At 57.7% G+C, this 16801-nt stretch carries 14 protein-coding genes; 4 read left to right on the top strand and 10 right to left on the bottom strand.

Features of this window, described 5'->3' with window-relative positions:
• Positions 1–9 precede the first annotated feature (9 nt).
• Positions 10–825, bottom strand: a complete 816-nt coding sequence (locus PMI22_RS14180; RefSeq protein ID WP_007946073.1) for a helix-turn-helix domain-containing protein — start codon at positions 823–825, stop codon at positions 10–12.
• 241 nt (positions 826–1066) lie between these two features.
• Between PMI22_RS14180 and PMI22_RS0129425 the strand changes: the two genes are divergently transcribed.
• Positions 1067–1342: a DUF1652 domain-containing protein gene (locus PMI22_RS0129425; protein ID WP_027923219.1), complete on the top strand. Its 276-nt coding sequence runs from the start codon at positions 1067–1069 to the stop codon at positions 1340–1342.
• 63 nt (positions 1343–1405) lie between these two features.
• Here PMI22_RS0129425 and PMI22_RS14185 read toward each other — a convergent pair whose 3' ends face one another.
• Complete coding sequence (locus tag PMI22_RS14185; protein ID WP_007946070.1) at positions 1406–3877, bottom strand: UvrD-helicase domain-containing protein; 2472 nt, start codon at positions 3875–3877, stop codon at positions 1406–1408.
• Positions 3878–4113: 236 nt separating this feature from the next.
• Here PMI22_RS14185 and PMI22_RS14190 point away from each other — a divergent pair, with 236 nt between their 5' ends.
• Positions 4114–4809 (top strand): pirin family protein, encoded by a 696-nt coding sequence (locus tag PMI22_RS14190; RefSeq protein WP_007946069.1) that lies wholly within the window; start codon positions 4114–4116, stop codon positions 4807–4809.
• A gap of 63 nt (positions 4810–4872) precedes the next feature.
• Here PMI22_RS14190 and pgm read toward each other — a convergent pair whose 3' ends face one another.
• The 4 genes from pgm to PMI22_RS14210 all read right to left on the bottom strand — a co-directional run bounded on the left by pgm (position 4873) and on the right by PMI22_RS14210 (position 11154).
• A complete protein-coding gene (pgm, locus tag PMI22_RS14195) occupies positions 4873–6519 on the bottom strand; it encodes a phosphoglucomutase (alpha-D-glucose-1,6-bisphosphate-dependent) (protein WP_007946067.1) in 1647 nt (548 codons plus the stop codon).
• Positions 6520–6629: 110 nt separating this feature from the next.
• On the bottom strand, positions 6630–8030 hold the full coding sequence (locus tag PMI22_RS14200; RefSeq protein ID WP_007946066.1) for an aminotransferase-like domain-containing protein: 1401 nt from the start codon (positions 8028–8030) through the stop codon (positions 6630–6632).
• 67 nt (positions 8031–8097) lie between these two features.
• Positions 8098–9558, bottom strand: a complete 1461-nt coding sequence (locus PMI22_RS14205) for a hypothetical protein (protein ID WP_033049274.1) — start codon at positions 9556–9558, stop codon at positions 8098–8100.
• A gap of 573 nt (positions 9559–10131) precedes the next feature.
• The gene (locus PMI22_RS14210; RefSeq protein WP_007946064.1) at positions 10132–11154 is read right to left on the bottom strand and encodes a zinc-dependent alcohol dehydrogenase family protein; all 1023 of its coding nucleotides are present in this window, start codon (positions 11152–11154) and stop codon (positions 10132–10134) included.
• A gap of 270 nt (positions 11155–11424) precedes the next feature.
• Between PMI22_RS14210 and PMI22_RS14215 the strand changes: the two genes are divergently transcribed.
• Positions 11425–12339 carry a LysR family transcriptional regulator gene (locus PMI22_RS14215; RefSeq protein ID WP_007946063.1) on the top strand — a complete coding sequence of 305 codons (915 nt, stop codon included), beginning with the start codon at positions 11425–11427 and terminating at the stop codon, positions 12337–12339.
• Positions 12340–12352: 13 nt separating this feature from the next.
• On the opposite strand, the gene PMI22_RS14220 is transcribed toward PMI22_RS14215, so the two are convergent.
• The 4 genes from PMI22_RS14220 to PMI22_RS31370 all read right to left on the bottom strand — a co-directional run bounded on the left by PMI22_RS14220 (position 12353) and on the right by PMI22_RS31370 (position 15461).
• Entirely contained in the window at positions 12353–13378 is a 1026-nt protein-coding gene (locus PMI22_RS14220; protein WP_007946062.1) for an ABC transporter substrate-binding protein, read from the bottom strand.
• Between the two features lie 40 nt (positions 13379–13418).
• Entirely contained in the window at positions 13419–14219 is an 801-nt protein-coding gene (locus tag PMI22_RS14225) for an ABC transporter ATP-binding protein (protein WP_007946061.1), read from the bottom strand.
• 1 nt (position 14220) lies between these two features.
• Entirely contained in the window at positions 14221–15105 is an 885-nt protein-coding gene (locus PMI22_RS14230; protein ID WP_007946060.1) for an ABC transporter permease, read from the bottom strand.
• A 113-nt stretch (positions 15106–15218) separates the two neighbouring features.
• Positions 15219–15461 (bottom strand): hypothetical protein, encoded by a 243-nt coding sequence (locus PMI22_RS31370; RefSeq protein WP_157214435.1) that lies wholly within the window; start codon positions 15459–15461, stop codon positions 15219–15221.
• Positions 15462–15486: 25 nt separating this feature from the next.
• On the opposite strand from PMI22_RS31370, the gene PMI22_RS14235 reads away from it, so the two are divergent.
• Positions 15487–16575, top strand: a complete 1089-nt coding sequence (locus tag PMI22_RS14235) for an LLM class flavin-dependent oxidoreductase (protein WP_007946059.1) — start codon at positions 15487–15489, stop codon at positions 16573–16575.
• Positions 16576–16801 lie beyond the last annotated feature (226 nt).

The following is a 16801-nucleotide window of genomic DNA, read 5'->3' as shown; positions in this document are numbered from 1 at the left end:
TGCGTGGACTCAGTGGCTGTCTTGCGCGCGGGCACGCAAGGAAATTTGTTTGGCGTACGCCTTGGGCGTCAGACCGGTGTGCTGGCGAAAACAGGTGTAGAACGCCGACAGCGAATTGAACCCCGCGGCAAATGCCAGCTCGTCGATGCGCAACGGCGGCGCAACAGTGTCCAGCATGCCGAGCAAGTGTTGCAGGCGCGCCAGGTTAACGTAGCGATAGAAACTCTGGCCCAGCACTTGATTCAACAAGTAGGAAATCTGGTTGCGACTGTAGCCGCACTCCTTCGCCACCCGTTGCAGATCGAGTTCGGGGTCCAGGTAGGGTTGCTGGCGTTGGAAATACTGTTGCAAGTCATCAGCCATGACGCTCAACTGGCGCGGGGACAGCCCGAGCCGACTGACGGCCGGACGCAGGGTCTTCGTTGCCTTGCTGGATGACTGCTCATGGACCAGCGTGGCGTATTCGTTGACTCGCCAGATCAACCCGTCACGGACCGTGATTGCCTCGCTGGTGTGAAAGGACACCAGCCCCTCGCCACCACGCAACGTCATCCGGTATTGGATAAATGCGGTATTGCCGTCCAGGCGAATCCGGTCGGAATGCTCCAGCGCTTCACCCGGATTACGAGGCATGTTGACGCGCACGTACTCGCGCAGTTCGGCGAGCCCCATCACTCGGTTCTGGAAAAAATCGTGATACCGGATGTCTGGGTGATAAAGCGCCATCACACCGTCCAGATCGCGGTGTTTCCAGCACAAGTGGTAGCGCAGGACCGTCTCGCCCGTGGCCCGGGTTTGCTGTGGCCCATCTTCTTCGGGGTGCATAAAGATCTCAACGGGAAAACGCCGAGCTTGCCGAACTTCGCCACTGGGTTCAATGGCTGAAAAAAATGGCCAGGTGGCCTTCACCAAATAGAATCGACGACCCGCCCAACGGCCTAAAAAAAATCACATGAATTTCACATTCGAGTGCTACTTTTAAAGGCAGTCACCGGTTGAGCCATTGAAGGCTCTTCCCTCCTAACATGAGCTAAAGGAAGCGCTCGATGAAGAAGGCGGGCTATATATGAATAAAGGGTCTTTCAGCAAAGTTACGTTTCCGAACGCCTGCCAGCTGATGCGCTGGCATTTTCATCCCATGGGATTCGAGGCGAGCATGGACGCACCGGGCAGCATGATTGCCCGGTTGTTTGATCGCGCCAGTGGCGAGACCATGATCGCCATTGCCGGTATACCTTGCGCAACGGTCATGAATGCGGCGGATGTCGAGCGAATCATTGAAGCTGTCGAGGATGAGCTTGAGGCATTCATTCCACCTGTGGCCCTCAGAAGTTATGCCTGAAGGCTGAACACTTAATTAATAGCCCACTTTATGTGGGCTTTTTTTTTGGGCGACGACTCAGGGTTACGCCAGTTTCTGGCTGACTCGATGATCGGCAAAAAACGTTTTCCCCTTGCCGATACGGTCAGACGCCTTGGGCATGTTCGCCGCCATGTCCTGCCCCTCGACATACCAGTAGCAGTGACTCACTGCCCGGGTGATGCCGACGTAAGCCAAGCGCAGGATTTCGTCTTTTTGTGCGCTGTCGTACGGCTCGCTGTCGCCGGCCTTGCCGAGTCCCGCCATACGGTAAACCTGGTTCTTGTAGGGGGAACTGGTCAAATGCTGACAATCGCCGAGCAAAAACACTGCGTCAGCCTGCAAGCCTTTGGCGCTGTGGTAGGTCAGCTGTTTGAGACGTCGCGCTTCAAAAGGCAAGCTAGAATCTACATTAACTACAGCTTGAATATACTGTTCAATCAATAGCTTATCGCTACTTTTTCGATACAGCATCAAGATTGAATCACCCTTTCGGTAATGCTCAATCAAGCGTTGGGCCATGCCCTGATCGTCTCGATCCAGAACGTTGACCGGCAACAACGCTTTAGGCTCGCCGCAGGCTTTGGCTTTCTTGCCCGCGATAGCCGGCGCTGCCCGGACGATATGCTCGGCGGCGTCGATAATGTGCTGATGACTGCGATAGTTGTCACTGAGCATGACTTTGGTGGTGCTCGGTGAAGGGAACTCTTTGTTGAAGTCCATGAAATACGTCGGCGAACTGCCGCGCCAGCCGTAAATGGACTGCCAGTCATCCCCCACGCAAAGCAAAGACGAGCGTTGCGCCCCCCGACCGACATGCATGGCGGGGCCTCGGCTGCGGATTTCGGCCAGACTGGCACGAATCCAGGAAACGATCTGTGGCGATACGTCCTGGAATTCGTCGATCATCAGGTGCGACAGTGGCCGCAGCAGTTCGTCGCTGAGTAGCTTCAAATTTTCCGGAGAATGCTCGCTGAACAAGGCGAACATCCGGTTGTAGGTCATCACCGGCGGTTTTTGATCCAGCAGATGATCTTCCAGCGCTCGCCAGAACAGGCTCAAGGCTTCGAAGAAGAACCTGTCAGGGTCGTCCTTGGCGAAACTCATCTGGCCAACGGCGTTCGGAACATCCAGCCCCAAATTTTCAATAAACCCGGCCGCCGCGACAAAACAGTCCAACAACGGTGCAGAAGCGAGCTCGCCTTTGACCTTGTAATCAAAACCCGGCCCCGCGCTGGCATCGCCTGCCAAAGAGGCCACAACGCGCCTCGATGATTCATAACTATCAAGCCATATCAATGGCTTACGACAGAAAGCTTGAAACAGGGTGCGTTTAACCGCCCACTCCGCCCGAACGGTCAGCTTGGCATTCGGGCGGCAGACTTGCGGGTTCTCCCGAGGATCGAAACCCAGTACGACCCACGCATCCAGGCTCGGGATGTAGCCGTGGCAACGGAACGTCGAGCCATTGATATCGAAAGATTGACGATTGGGTTCAATGCCTTTGATCGGCCAGGCGCCCGCGCGAAACCACAGATCTTCAATGGCGTCACAGAGCTCTTCGTCGCGCTTGGCCGCCAGTTCGGTCACAGCCACGCGTTTTTGCACATCGGGATGGTCGCGCTCCAGCTCCTTGAGCTGCAAGGCGTGGCGGGACAAAGGCTTGATCAACTCGCGAAAGCGCTCATCGCGAATATGAAGCTGGTGATAGCAGGCGTTGAGCTGCTGTCGCTGAGCGTCATTGATACGCAGGTCGAACGGATTGCTGTCGACCTCTTCCTCGCCAGTTTGCAGGCGGTTGCTGAGGTTTTCGAAGGCTTGCAGTCGTTCGAACCCTGGCAGGCTGCGAACCATTGGCAGAATGCGCGAGTGAAAGGTGCGCACCAGATCACGCGCTTCTTTTAAGCTAAGCGCCCGGCCCCACACCCCAAACAGCTCGATCAGTTTATTGATGAAGTCTTTGCGCGACTCGCGGGTAAAGGTCACCACCGTCATCGAGCTCAACTCGAAGCCCAAATAGTGGGTCAGCAATAGAATACGCAACACCAGTGTGGTCGATTTGCCGGCGCCCGCCCCGGCAATCACCGACGTCGAGGGTGTGTCACTGAAAATCATCTTCCACTGCGCAACGCTCGGCTGGGCATGGGGTGGCAAGAGTCGGGCGACATCGGCCTTCATGCGTTTCTTCAGTTCAGCGCTCAATGGCAGTCGCCAATCGTCAAACAGATTGTCATCAACGTTGGGTGGCCGATGCTCGGTGGAGCGCGAATCGCGGATCAGCAGTACCTGCCGACCTTCTTCCAGCCCCTCAAGTTTTCCTTCCTGGAAGCCGTAATCACACCCCGCGCTGTGACCGCTGCGAAAGCCGTCAGCCTGCCCGTGCAACCAGGAAGCGCGATGTTGCGCACGCAGGCGGGTCAAGCCATGACCGAAGAATCGGGCGGCGAGACGCTTGAGCAACGGCATCTCGGCCAGAGGACGAAGTTCAGGAGGAAGATCGGGGGTGTGTTGCGGCACGCGGGCTGACTCCAGGGTGTGAGGCTGTTGAGGGCTATGGTGTCTGCATTTGCCCTTGAGTTCTAGTGAAATGCTTTTAGGTCATTGGCTTATGCGATGAAGTGAAGGTTGGGCAAGAGAATTACGAGGGTCATTAACATCAACTAATTCGATTGTAATGCGGCATTTTTTACGCTTTTTATCGATGCGTAGCTAATAGATGATGCTCGCCATTAACCCCCTTTCAGGAGATGACCATGCTCGAACTCAGACCCTTCAGCTCCCTGGGCGGCGCCCATCACGGCTGGTTGGATGCCCATCATCACTTTTCGTTCGCCGAGTACCATGATCCCAAGCGTATGAACTGGGGCAACCTGCGAGTGTGGAACGATGACGTGATTGCCTCCGGCACCGGATTCCCAAAACACCCGCACCGGGACATGGAGATCATTACTTATGTGCGTGAAGGCGCGATTACTCACGAAGACAACCTGGGTAACAAGGGCCGCACCGAAGCCGGCGACGTTCAGGTCATGAGCGCTGGTACGGGCATCGCCCACAGCGAATACAACCTGGAAGCGACGCCGACCAAGATCTTCCAGATCTGGATTATCCCGAACGAATCCGGCCTGGCGCCGTCCTGGGGCGCCAAGCCGTTCCCGAAAGGTGAACGTGAAGGCTTCGTGACCTTGGCCAGTGGCAAATCCGGCGATGATCAGAGCCTGCGAATCCGTGCCGATGCACGCTTGGTGGCAGCGAACCTGAAGGCCGGTGAATCTGCTGAGTATCGCCTCGACAGTGGTCGCCGAGCTTACCTGGTTCCCGCCACTGGGGTGATTGAAGTCAATGGCTTACGTGCGCAAGCTCGAGACGGTGTTGCGGTGGCCGATGAGCAGCTGTTGCGGGTGACGGCTATTGAGGACAGCGAAATCGTCCTGGTTGACCTGGCTTGATTCGATAAACGCCAGGCAAAAAAAAGGGGCGACCGTGATGATCGCCCCTTTTTGCCGTCTGGATTACTTGGCTGCGATTGCGCCATCCACCAGCGTTTGAGCCTCTGCCACCAACTGCTTGAGGTGGTCATCACTCACAAAGCTTTCGGCGTAAATCTTGTAGATGTCTTCTGTGCCCGACGGACGTGCCGCGAACCAACCATTTTCGGTCATGACTTTCAGGCCGCCAATGGCCTGATCGTTGCCTGGCGCATGACTGAGGATGCTCTGGATCGCTTCGCCCGCCAGTTGGGTCGAGGTGACCTGATCCGGTGACAGTTTGCTCAGCAAGGCTTTCTGTTCCGGGTTGGCCTTGGCATCCACGCGTACCGAGAACGGCTCGCCGAGTTCGTCAGTCAACGCGCGATAGGCCTGACTTGGATCGCGACCGGTGCGAGCAGTCATTTCGGCGGCCAGCAATGCCGGGATCAATCCATCCTTGTCGGTGCACCAGACGCTGCCGTCCTTGCGCAGGAACGAGGCGCCAGCACTTTCTTCACCGCCAAAGCCCAGCGAGCCGTCGAACAAACCGTCAGCGAACCATTTGAAACCGACCGGCACTTCATACAAACGGCGGCCCAGACGCTTGGCCACGCGATCAATCAAGCCGCTGCTGACCACGGTTTTTCCCACGGCAGCATCGGCGCGCCACTGAGGGCGGTTCTGGAACAGGTAGTCGATGGATACCGCGAGGTAATTGTTAGGCGCCAGCAAACCACCGGACGGCGTAACGATGCCATGGCGGTCGTGATCCGGGTCGCAGGCAAAGGCCACGTCAAAGCGTTCCTTCAGACCGATCAGGCCTTGCATCGCGTGGGTGGACGATGGGTCCATGCGAATCTGACCATCCCAGTCGACGGTCATGAAGCGGAACGTCGGGTCGACCTGTTTGTTGACTACGTCGAGGTCCAGACGGTAGTGCTCGGCAATCGCCGACCAGTAGCGCACCCCTGCTCCGCCCAGCGGATCAACGCCCAGACGCAGCTTGGCATCCCGGATGGCGTCGAAATCGATCACGTTGATCAGATCGGCGACGTAGGTGTTCAAGTAATCGTGACGATGGGTTGTGCTGGCTTTCAGCGCCTGCTCGTAGCTGATGCGTTTGACGCCAGCGAGTCTGGCTGCCAGCAGCTCGTTAGCCTTGGCTTCGATCCACTTGGTGATATGGGTATCGGCCGGGCCACCGTTGGTAGGGTTGTATTTGTAGCCCCCGCTTTGCGGCGGGTTGTGTGACGGCGTAATGACGATACCGTCCGCCAGTCCGGAAGTACGGCCACGGTTGTAGCAAAGAATCGCGTGAGAGATGGCCGGGGTCGGTGTGTATTCATCACCTTCGGCAATCATCACGGTGACGCCGTTGGCGGCCAATACTTCCAGGGCACTGGCACCCGCTGGCGTGGACAGTGCGTGGGTGTCGATCCCGACGAATAACGGGCCGTCGATGCCCTGGGCCTCGCGGTACAGGCAAATCGCCTGACTGATTGCCAGAACGTGCCATTCGTTGAAACTCAGGTCGAACGAACTGCCTCGGTGCCCGGAGGTGCCAAAGGCTACACGTTGGGTAGAGATGGCGGCGTCAGGCTGGCCAGTGTAGTAAGCCGTTACCAGTCGCGGGATGTCGACCAGCAATTCTGCCGGTGCCGTTTTGCCCGCAAAGGAACTGAGTGTCATGCAAAACCTCTGGAATAGACGGGTCAGGAATTGGAACGCAGTTTACTGGCAGTTTAACCGCAACGCGATGGGATCGATTCAAGATGATTCAGCATGTTTGACGGCCTCGCTCAATCGGTGGCCTCCAGACGCAGGGCATCCCCCAGCAGGCCCAGTGAAACGGCGAGGTCATGCTCACCGCCAAAGGTATGGCTCAGCCGCAAGTGTTGCCCATGCAGACCACGCAAACTAAACAATTCCCCCGGCGCCACCACTACCTGCTGCTTGAGCAGACGGTGGAACACGCCTCGCACATCCACTCGCCGCAACGAGCGTACCCAGATTGTTGAGCCGCCCAGGGGGTCGACGAAGTGCAAGGCGTCTGCCAGTCGCTCCTCCAGCAATTGGGTCATTTGCACTTTGCGCTCTTTGAGCAGCCGGCGCAGCATCAGCAAGTGCTGATCGATTCGTCCATTGTTGTACAGACGCGCGATGGCCTTCTGGCGGATCGGCGATAACCGGAACGATCTCAGCAGAAAGTGCCGCTGCAGTTCGCCTCGCAGTTGCCGCGACAGCAGATAACCATAAGGTGCTTCGGGCCCGATGACCTTCTCGAACGTGGAGAACACGATCAATCGCTCAGGGTCCAGCCAATCGCGAAACCGTGGCCGACCCGGTTCAAATTCGAGTTCTGCGTAACAATCATTCTCCAACACCCAACTGCCGTGCCGCTCCAGCAACTGCGCAGTCGATTGTCGATTGCTGTCGCAGGCCATACTGCCGCGTGGCATGTTCAGGCCGGACGACAACATCACCAGCCTCACCGGTTCGGTTTCCAGCAGCGTCTGCAAATGCTCAAGGTCGATACCGCCATCGGCTTGCAATGACAATTCGATGACCTGCACGTCGGCGTCCTGAAACAATCGCAGGATCGCCCAGTCGCAAGGCGACTCCACCACGACCGTGGAGTCTTTGAGGTGAAGCGCCGCGATCAATATTTCCAGGACGCCCCGCAGATCAGCACCGATGTAGACATCGTCGGCGTGCCAGCAGCGTGCCGGAGAAGAGGTATATCGTGCCGCCAGGGCCGCACGCAGTTCCCGCTCGCCACAGGGCTGAGAGGCCGGTTGCGGCTGGCGTGGATACTGGCGCAACAATTCTCTTTCAAGCAGCAACAGCGGGCTGTCCAACGGTTGCAGCAGTGCCGGTTCATCGGCGCTCAGAACCAGCATTCCCGGGCGTCTGGCATTGACATAGAGAGTCTCCAGCAGGTCATTGCCGCTGCACGCAGGCCGAATGAACGACACGGGCAGCGCGTAATAACCGGATTTGGCCACCGAATAGACCCGCCCTTCCTTTTCCAACAGCGAATACGCGTACTGAATGGTCGAGATCGATACACTCAGGCGTTCCGCCAACTGCCGTAACGAAGGAAGCCGCACACGCGTGTCGCTGACCGGCTCGCTGATCAAATGAGTCAGGTAGCGGTACACCGCCTGATAGGCGAAGTCGGTTTCTCGCGGTCCTTTCATGAGCAATGGTCGAGCATACAGAGCTCGTCCCGCTGGCGCTGAGTGCGTGCTATCAAGCCCGGCACTTTCAACGTCCCGTTGACCGTTCGCCCGTCATGGCATTAATCGCCATCACTTCTGCCTGGAGAAGCGTGTCCCCTGGTTCGGCGCTGACTACCGGCCCCATGCGATAAAGCGTACCGATCAGGCTGACGGGCAACCCGCTGACGTCGACCATCCATTGCAGTACCTGCTCGGGCGCAGGCTTGCCCTGCATGGCCCGATGCAGTTCGGGCAACGCCACGAGCATGCCGGGATGACACTGGCGTAGAAAACGTTCAAGCGAGGCGCCGTTCTCGACAAAGGGCGCAAACAGTAAACACACCAGTTGAGCTTCGTTCAGGCCGAGGTTTCTTTGCGCCTCGACCGCCGCCAGTTCGCGCTGATCCGACAGGGCTGCCGGGTTGCCGTACGTCTGCAGTGCCTGGTCGCACACATGCTCTGAAAGTTGCTTGCGCTGCATCATGACCAATAGCCGCTGCAAATAATCGCTGATGCCGGCCTCGTACGTATGTCCCTGCACGAAGCAGGCTTGCAGCCCACGCAGGTGTGCGCAAATCGAAAGGCTGACGTATTCGTTATCACCAACCTGAGACGTCAGCCCGTCAGGTTGATACTTCAGAAACTCGGTCAGCAACGGCCAGCGCTCTTCCAGGTTGCTGACCAGCATGTCGTGAATGTCGATGAATGTCGCGCGGCGACACGCCTCAAAACTTTCTGCGGGGCGCCACACGGGCTGCTCATGTCCGGAATAAAACTCGCGATAGCAATCGCTGCCCAGTTCATCAAGCCGCGTGAACAGCTGCTCATAGCCGGTTTCAGGCTGCTCCGGCATCGGGAAGCCGGCCTTTGCCGCAGCACGGTTCAATCCCTCCATAAACTGCTGTTGCTGGCGCGGTGAGTCGCTACTGACCAAGGCATCGACGCCCCGCTCCCAGCGGGCGATCTGCCCGTAGAACTCGCCCGTTGCCAGGTAGCCGTCATCCCACAGATCCAGGGGGCCGTTCCAGGTGCGGCGGTGACCGATCATCAACAGATTGAGGCGATTTGACTCGCGGCCGGCTTCAGAGACTCCAACCCCGTGATTGAACGGCAAGACTTCGCGGTTATCGACCATCAACACTTCAACCCGAGGATCATCATAAAGAAACAACGCACTGCAGCTGCGATGGATGTTTTCAAGGGCCGTCGAGGCTGTGCCGTTCAAGCGCAAGGTCGCCACCCGCAGCTGGAACGTCGCGGGTGCCCGGCCGGCTATGCTCAATTGCGCGGCGCGCAGCAGTGCAAGGGTGTAACAGCTGTCACGTGTCCCGGTCTGGATTGTCAGCACCTTGAACTCGCCAATACGTTCCATGCCACCCGCAGCAACCACCACGCGCTGAATCAACAGCTGCAATGCAGTGCGTTCGGCCCGTGAGAAGAAACTCAGCAATCGCTGCAGTACTTGCTGATAAACATAGTTCATTGCCTGATCATGGGTATTGGTCATCATTGTTTACCTGTTACTCATAGGTTCGATATCACGCAAACAACGCTTTGCATTGCGCAATCGGTTGCCCGTCATGATTAGAGTGCCGTGCTTGATATCAAATGCTAACACTTAGTTTTTAGTCATTATTTGAAACGATTAGAACTGGCAGACAAACCGCCAGGCGGCCGCAGGCCTCCAGGCCCGACAGAGCGGGCGCCTGGCGATGATGCGGGAGTTCCTAGGAAATATCCGACAGCGTCCCACAGAGAAGTAGCACGACAAATAAAGAAAGAAGTCACCCTAAGTTTTTCGGCAACTGTTCGACGACACTCTAATTGTTGAGTTTGTATTGCCGGGGCGCATTGAAAAGTATCTGCCCGATACCTGGCCATAGCTCATTCCTTGAGATGAAAGTAATCATTCAATTATCGGGGCTTATAGGGTGATTAGAAGATACAGATTGAGGGCAAAAACCAGTTCAGTTGCTGAACGGCCCCATCATGGGTTGACGGGAAGCCTCATAATTTTGGAGGGAGAATAAAAACGTGTGGCGGGGGAACTTGCTCCCTCGCCACATTTTTCGGGGACGTGTTACGCAGGCTCGACCTTAAGGGCGACCCGCTCGCGGCATGGGCATTCGTCCATGTAGCGGTGTGCTTCGACAAACTCGGAAAACGGGAAGACCCGAGTCTTGAGCGGCAGTAGCACGTGGTCAGCGGTCAACTGGTTGATGTCACGCAATGCGCGCTGCAGTGCGGCCTGGTCCTGAGTGATGCCCAGCTCCGGCTTGCCCGTGAAGTTGCCGATACAGTGCACAAAGAACTGAATGTTCTTCTGGAACGCTGCACAGGCCGGGAACGGCGTCTGGTTACCGCCTTGCAGGCCGTATAACACCAGGCTGCCACGCGGCGCGAGCGCATCGCCCAGCAGCGACATCTGCGGACCACCCAACCCGTCGAACACCACATCCACACCGCGGTTGTTCGTGATTTTGTTAATCCGCATGAGCAGATCTTCATCTTCGGTGACGATGACTTTCTCGGCACCCAGCGTTAACAGGTATTCACGCTCTTCCGCCGTTTTGGTGGCGGCAATCACTCGAACGCCCAAGGCTTTGCCCAGTTGTACGAACGAAGGTCCGGCACAATGGCTGGCGTCGGTCACCAGGACAAATTGCCCCGGTTTGACGCGAGCCAGATCGACGAGCGCGAAGTAGGCAATCAGCAACGGTGTGTAATGCACGGCCGCTTCGATCGGACTCAGCACCTGCGGATAAAGGGTCAGTGACGAGCGCGGCAAAACAATTTGCTCGCCGTACACCGGATAGTCGTTCGGGCTTTGGGCCGGAAAGCTGGCGACCTTGTCACCGACTGCCAGGTCATCGACGCCCTCGCCGAGCGCCGTCACTACACCGGCCATTTCCTGACCAATACCGGCAGGCAGGCGAGCGTGAGACGGGGCCAGGTTCTGGCGCCAAAGTGTGTCGTACCAGCTGATGCCAATCGCCTCGACGCGCACCTGCACTTCGCCTGGAGCAGGAAGTACTGCCGCATGCTCTTCGCATTTGAGCACCTCGGCCGGACCAAACTTGTGAAAACGGATCGTGCGGGACATCGCAAACCTCGTCAAAGTAACCTCTAATGCCCTGAACTCTATCTGGGCTTTGTACCCAAGACTATCAGTGGCTATTAATAGTCGACATGCCTGTCATTGATTCCGCAGCACCGGCGACATTGTCAAAATGTCGTGAAAATCGAAGCGGTCCTTCAGGAAAAACTGAATTACACGGTGCAGAGTAGCAGCCTTTCCCCGTAAGATTCATGCCGGCCATTGTTCTTATATGGCCGCTCTCGTCAAGCTTGATGACTCTGCCAGGGACTCCAGATGAATCGTAATGACCTGCGTCGTGTCGACCTGAACCTGTTGATCGTTTTCGAAACATTGATGCACGAACGCAGCGTGACCCGCGCTGCAGAGAAACTGTTTCTCGGCCAGCCGGCCATCAGTGCGGCGCTCTCGCGCCTGCGCGGGCTGTTCGATGATCCGCTGTTCGTGCGCACCGGTCGCAGCATGGAGCCGTCTGCACGGGCGATAGAAATCTTCGCACTGCTCTCCCCCGCGCTGGACTCGATTTCCACGGCCGTCAGCCGTGCGGCAGAGTTTGATCCGGCCACCAGCACCGCGGTGTTCCGCATTGGCCTGTCGGACGATGTCGAGTTCGCCCTGCTGCCGATGCTGCTCAAACGCCTGCGCGCCGAATCGCCTGGGATCGTGCTGGTGGTGCGTCGGGCCAACTACATTCTGATGCCGAGCCTGCTGGCTTCGGGCGAGATTTCCATCGGCGTCAGCTACACCGCCGATCTGCCGGCCAACGCCAAACGCAAGGTGCTGCGCCGCAGTATGCCGAAACTGTTGCGAGCCGACACCGTGCCCGGGCCATTGAGCCTGGATGACTTCTGTGCCCGGCCGCATGCGCTGGTGTCGTTCGCGGGTGACCTTAGCGGCTTTATCGATGACGAACTGGAAAAGCTCGGGCGCAAACGCCATGTCGTGCTCGCGGTACCGCAGTTCAACGGGCTGAGCACGCTGCTGAGCGGCACCGATATTGTGGCGACGGTGCCTGACTATACGGCCGATGCACTGACGGCGGCCGGTGGTGTCCGTGCTGAAGATCCGCCGCTGCCGGTGCGCAGTTTTGAATTGCACATGGCCTGGCGTGGGTCGCAGGATAATGATCCGGGAGAACGCTGGCTGCGTTCCCGGATACAGATGTTTTTTGGGGATCCGGACAGCCTTTAAAAAACCAACCGGACTACCGCGTCGACTGCGATTGCGTCACCGTCAAAGGCACAGCGGTAAACACCGTGGTATCCGTGAACTTTTCCACGTCGACGCGATGGGGAAAGATCTTCTTTTCCACGAACAGGTCATCGACTTGCTGCAAGGCCTGGACATCCCGTGGCTCGACCGGCAACAGCGATTCGTCGCCCCAGCTGCGCAGTCGTGTCGAGACGTCCAGCGGCACATCGTTGACCTTGGCGAAGACCCGCGCGTACTCCTCGGGGTTCTGCCGAGCCCATTCGAAGGCCTTGGCAAAGCGTTGCAACACGTCACTGAGTGCTTTGCGCTTAAGCGGGTCGGCGAGGACTTCATCAGAGGCGGTAATAAAGGTCAGTCCGGTATTGATGCCCTCCCCGGTGATCAACACCCGAGCGCCTTGCTGTTCTGCAAACGCCTGGTAGATACCAAAGGTGGCCCAGGCTTCGATTTTCCCGGCGCTGAATGCAGACAAGGCGTCGGTGGGCAAAACGAACCCGATGTTGACGTCCTTCTCATCAACCCCGGCATTGGCCAGTGCGCGAATCAACAGGTATTGGGAAATGCTGCCTCGGGCCGACGACACCACGACATTTCGACCTTTCAGATCCGCCACCTTAGTGATGGTCGAATCGGCTGGCACCAGGATCGCAATGCTCCTTGATTGACTGCGCCGTACCGCGACGATACGCAACGGCGTGCCCCCGGTAGCAGCGGCAAGGACCGGCGTATCACCGGCGGGCCCCAAATCGACGGCACCGGCGCGCAAAGCTTCAAACAACGGCGCGGCACCCTGGAAGTTCGCCCACTCGACCTTATAGTCGATGCCCTCCAGCGCATTCGCCGCCTCCACTACAGTGCGCAAGCCTTTGGCCTGATCACCCAGCACCAGCGTCACACCGGACAAGTCTGAACGGGTAGCGGAAGTCGTTTTGCTTTCGACCGACTCACCGCAACCGCCGAGCAGCAACGCAGCCGCCGATAACAACACAACTGCAGATTTCCTTACGCATATCGACATGGTGGAATCTCCCTGTATCAAAAAAAAACTGGAATTTGCATCAACCATGGGCGAAACGCCGGGCGGTACTGGTGGGTGCCTGCCGCTCGGCGACAGCAGCTGATTCCACTTCCACACCCAGCAAAGTCAGCAAACGCGCACGGATGGCCTGGAAACCGGATTGTCCGGTGTCGCGAGCCCGGGGCAGATCGATAGACACCTGTTCGGCGATCTTGCCGTTGGCCAGCACGATGACCCGATCGGCCAGCAGGATCGCTTCATCAACGTCATGGGTGACCAGCAACACCGCAGGGGTGTGTTTGCGCCACAATTCGATGATTAGCCGATGCATGCGAATCCGGGTCAGCGCGTCGAGTGCGGCAAACGGTTCATCGAGCAACAACAGCTTGGGTTCGCGCACCAGACCACGTGCCAGTGCCACACGTTGTGCTTCGCCGCCGGAAAGCGTGGCCGGGTAAGCGTCCAGCCGATGGGCCAGCCCCACTTCAGTCAGTGCCTGCACGGCGCGAGCTTTGGCGTCGGGGATGTGCAGCCCGAGAATCACGTTTTTCCAAGCACGTTTCCAGGGCATCAAACGAGGTTCCTGAAACACCGCCGCCCGCGCCTTTGGCACCAGTAACTGACCGCTGTCGATACTGTCGAGGCCGGCCAGGCTCCGCAGCAAGGTGGTCTTGCCCGAGCCGCTGGCCCCCAATAACGCGACGAACTCACCCGGTGCGATGTCCAGGTCCAGACCATCAATGACCCGTTGCTCGCCGAACTGGCGCACCACATTGCGCAGTTGTACCGGTGCTGCCGAATGGGCAGATTTCGACGGGTCCAAAAGATCGATGCTCGACATATCAGTTCCTCACGAAAGTTGGGCGCCAGGCCAGGGCAAAACGCTCCAGCGTGCGGATCAGTCCGTCGATCAACAGGCCGAGGACGCTGTAGATAAGCAGGCAGATCACGATGACGTCAGTGCGCATGAAGTCCCGCGCGTCGCTGGCCAGAAAACCGATGCCGGCGGTGGTGTTGATTTGCTCGACGAACACCAGCGCCAGCCAGGAAATTCCCAGGGAGTAGCGCAAGCCGACAAAAAACGAGGGCAACGAGCCCGGCAGGATCACGTGCCAGATCAGTTCGCGACGACTCAGTCCAAGGGTGTTGGCGGCCTCGATCAACTTGGGGTCGATGCTGCGAATGCCGGCGAACAGATTCATGTACACCGGGAAGGTTGTACCGACGACGATCAGCGCAATCTTGGTAAATTCGCCAATGCCGAACCAGAGAATGAACAACGGCACCAGAGCCAGCGACGGGATGGTGCGCAACATCTGCAGCGGTGAATCGAGGACCACCTCGCCGCGCTTGGACAGGCCGCTGATCAGCGCAGCCACCACGCCGAGACTGACACCGATACTCAAACCCACCAGCGCCCGTTGCAGCGATACCAGCAAGTGTTTGCCCAGTTCCCCGGAAGCGATCATGGCCCAAAGCGTGCCGCCGATTTGCGAGGGCGCCGCGATGACCCGTTGTGGGATCAGACCCCATTGCGACGCCAATTCCCATAACAGCAACAATCCGATGGGGCTGAGTAAACGCAGCAAGACTTCAGGTGTCTGCCAGTTGCGCAGCCAGTGCGGCAACAGCCTTGACGCCCCCTGCAGCTCACCGCGATGGCGAACAGCCTTGTTGACGGAAAACGAGCCATTGGTGCTCTGTGTATCGAAGGTCTTTTCAGTCATCAGGCTTCCTTCCTCAAAAAACATGGCCAGAGGTGCCATGCGTCAGCTTCGGTTTTCATGCTATTCGCATAAAAAACCTCAGTGAAATTCTTTTTAGGAATAATCTAATATGCTTATAAATCAGATATAAAGTTCAGCTGATAAATTATTTGCATAATAAACACCTGCATCCCTGCCCCGCTGCGGCCTGCATGAATGACACCGATTAAAATGCACCTAGCTGATATTGAAAAACAATCATCATTCTTTAAATTAATAATTAACTTAGAACCAAACGGCATTTCACAGCCGCGCCCTGCTACGCCTATTTTGCATTCCACAGACCGACCCCAACGCCAGGTGGAGGCTTGAATCACGCCTATTCAACGAAAAGGAGCTCCCATGAGTATTGAATTCATCGGCTACATCGGCGGTCACCATTCTTCGGAAATCCACCCTCGCAGCGGGCCTGTGCTGCAGCCCGACTACGTGGAAAAAGTGGCACGCGCCCATGAGGAAGCCGGATTTGACCGCGCCCTGGTTGCCTTCCATTCCAACAGCCCTGACAGCACCCTGATTGCCTCGCACGCTGCCAGCGTGACCAAAAGCCTCAAGTTCCTGATCGCCCATCGGCCCGGTTTTGTCGCGCCGACCCTGGCCGCGCGACAGTTCACTACCCTCGACGTATTCAATGGCGGACGCACCGCCGTGCACATCATTACCGGCGGCGATGATCGCGAACTGCGCGCCGACGGCAGCTACATCGGCAAGGACGAGCGCTATGCCCGCACGGACGAATACCTTCATGTGCTGCGCCAGGAATGGACCAGCGAAAAGCCTTTCAACTACGCAGGGCAGTATTACCAAGTGGAGGGTGCGCATTCGCTGGTGAAGTCGGCGCAACTGCCGCACATTCCACTGTATTTCGGTGGTTCTTCGACAGTGGCCATCGAAGTGGCGGGCAAGCATGCGGACGTGTACGCGTTGTGGGGTGAAACCTATGAACAAGTTCGCGAGGTGGTAAAGCAAGTACGCGCCGAGGCTGCCAGACATGGCCGCAGCATTCGCTTCAGTTTGTCATTGCGGCCGATTCTGGCGGACACCGAAGCCCAGGCATGGGAACGTGCCGAGCACATCCTGCAGCAAGCTACCGCGCTGGCCGAGCAAAACGGTTTTGTACGCAGGGAACCTCCGAACGAAGGCTCTCGCCGCCTGCTCGCCGCTGCCGCCCAGGGCTCACGTCTGGACAAGCGCCTGTGGACCGGCATCGCCGGCCTGCTGGGTGCACAAGGCAATTCAACCTCTCTGGTCGGCACTCCGGAACAAGTAGCCGAAGCGCTGCTTGATTACTACGACCTGGGCATCACCACTTTCCTGATCCGCGGCTTCGACCCGCTCGACGACGCCATCGACTACGGCAAGCGCCTGATCCCCCTGACCCGCAAACTGGTGGCCGAACGGGAGCGGCAAGCATCGGAAAAAGTAGCTTAAAAGGATCGGTTGCTCGATTAGGAGCGGGCTTGGTCGCGAAGACGGCAGCACATTCAGCAAATAAGTTGACTGACAAACCGCAATCGCGAGCAGGCTCGCACATTTTGATCAACGGCAACCACAAGTTTTATCCCCGACGCATAACCCTGTGGGAGCGGGCTTGCCCTAATGCCGATCAGTTAAGCCTTAACGCGGACCGTAGCAGCTGGCGAAGCCTGCGTTCGGC

The organism is Pseudomonas sp. GM21 (genome assembly GCF_000282215.1).
Taxonomy (GTDB): domain Bacteria; phylum Pseudomonadota; class Gammaproteobacteria; order Pseudomonadales; family Pseudomonadaceae; genus Aquipseudomonas.
This window is presented reverse-complemented; position numbering and strand designations above follow the sequence as displayed.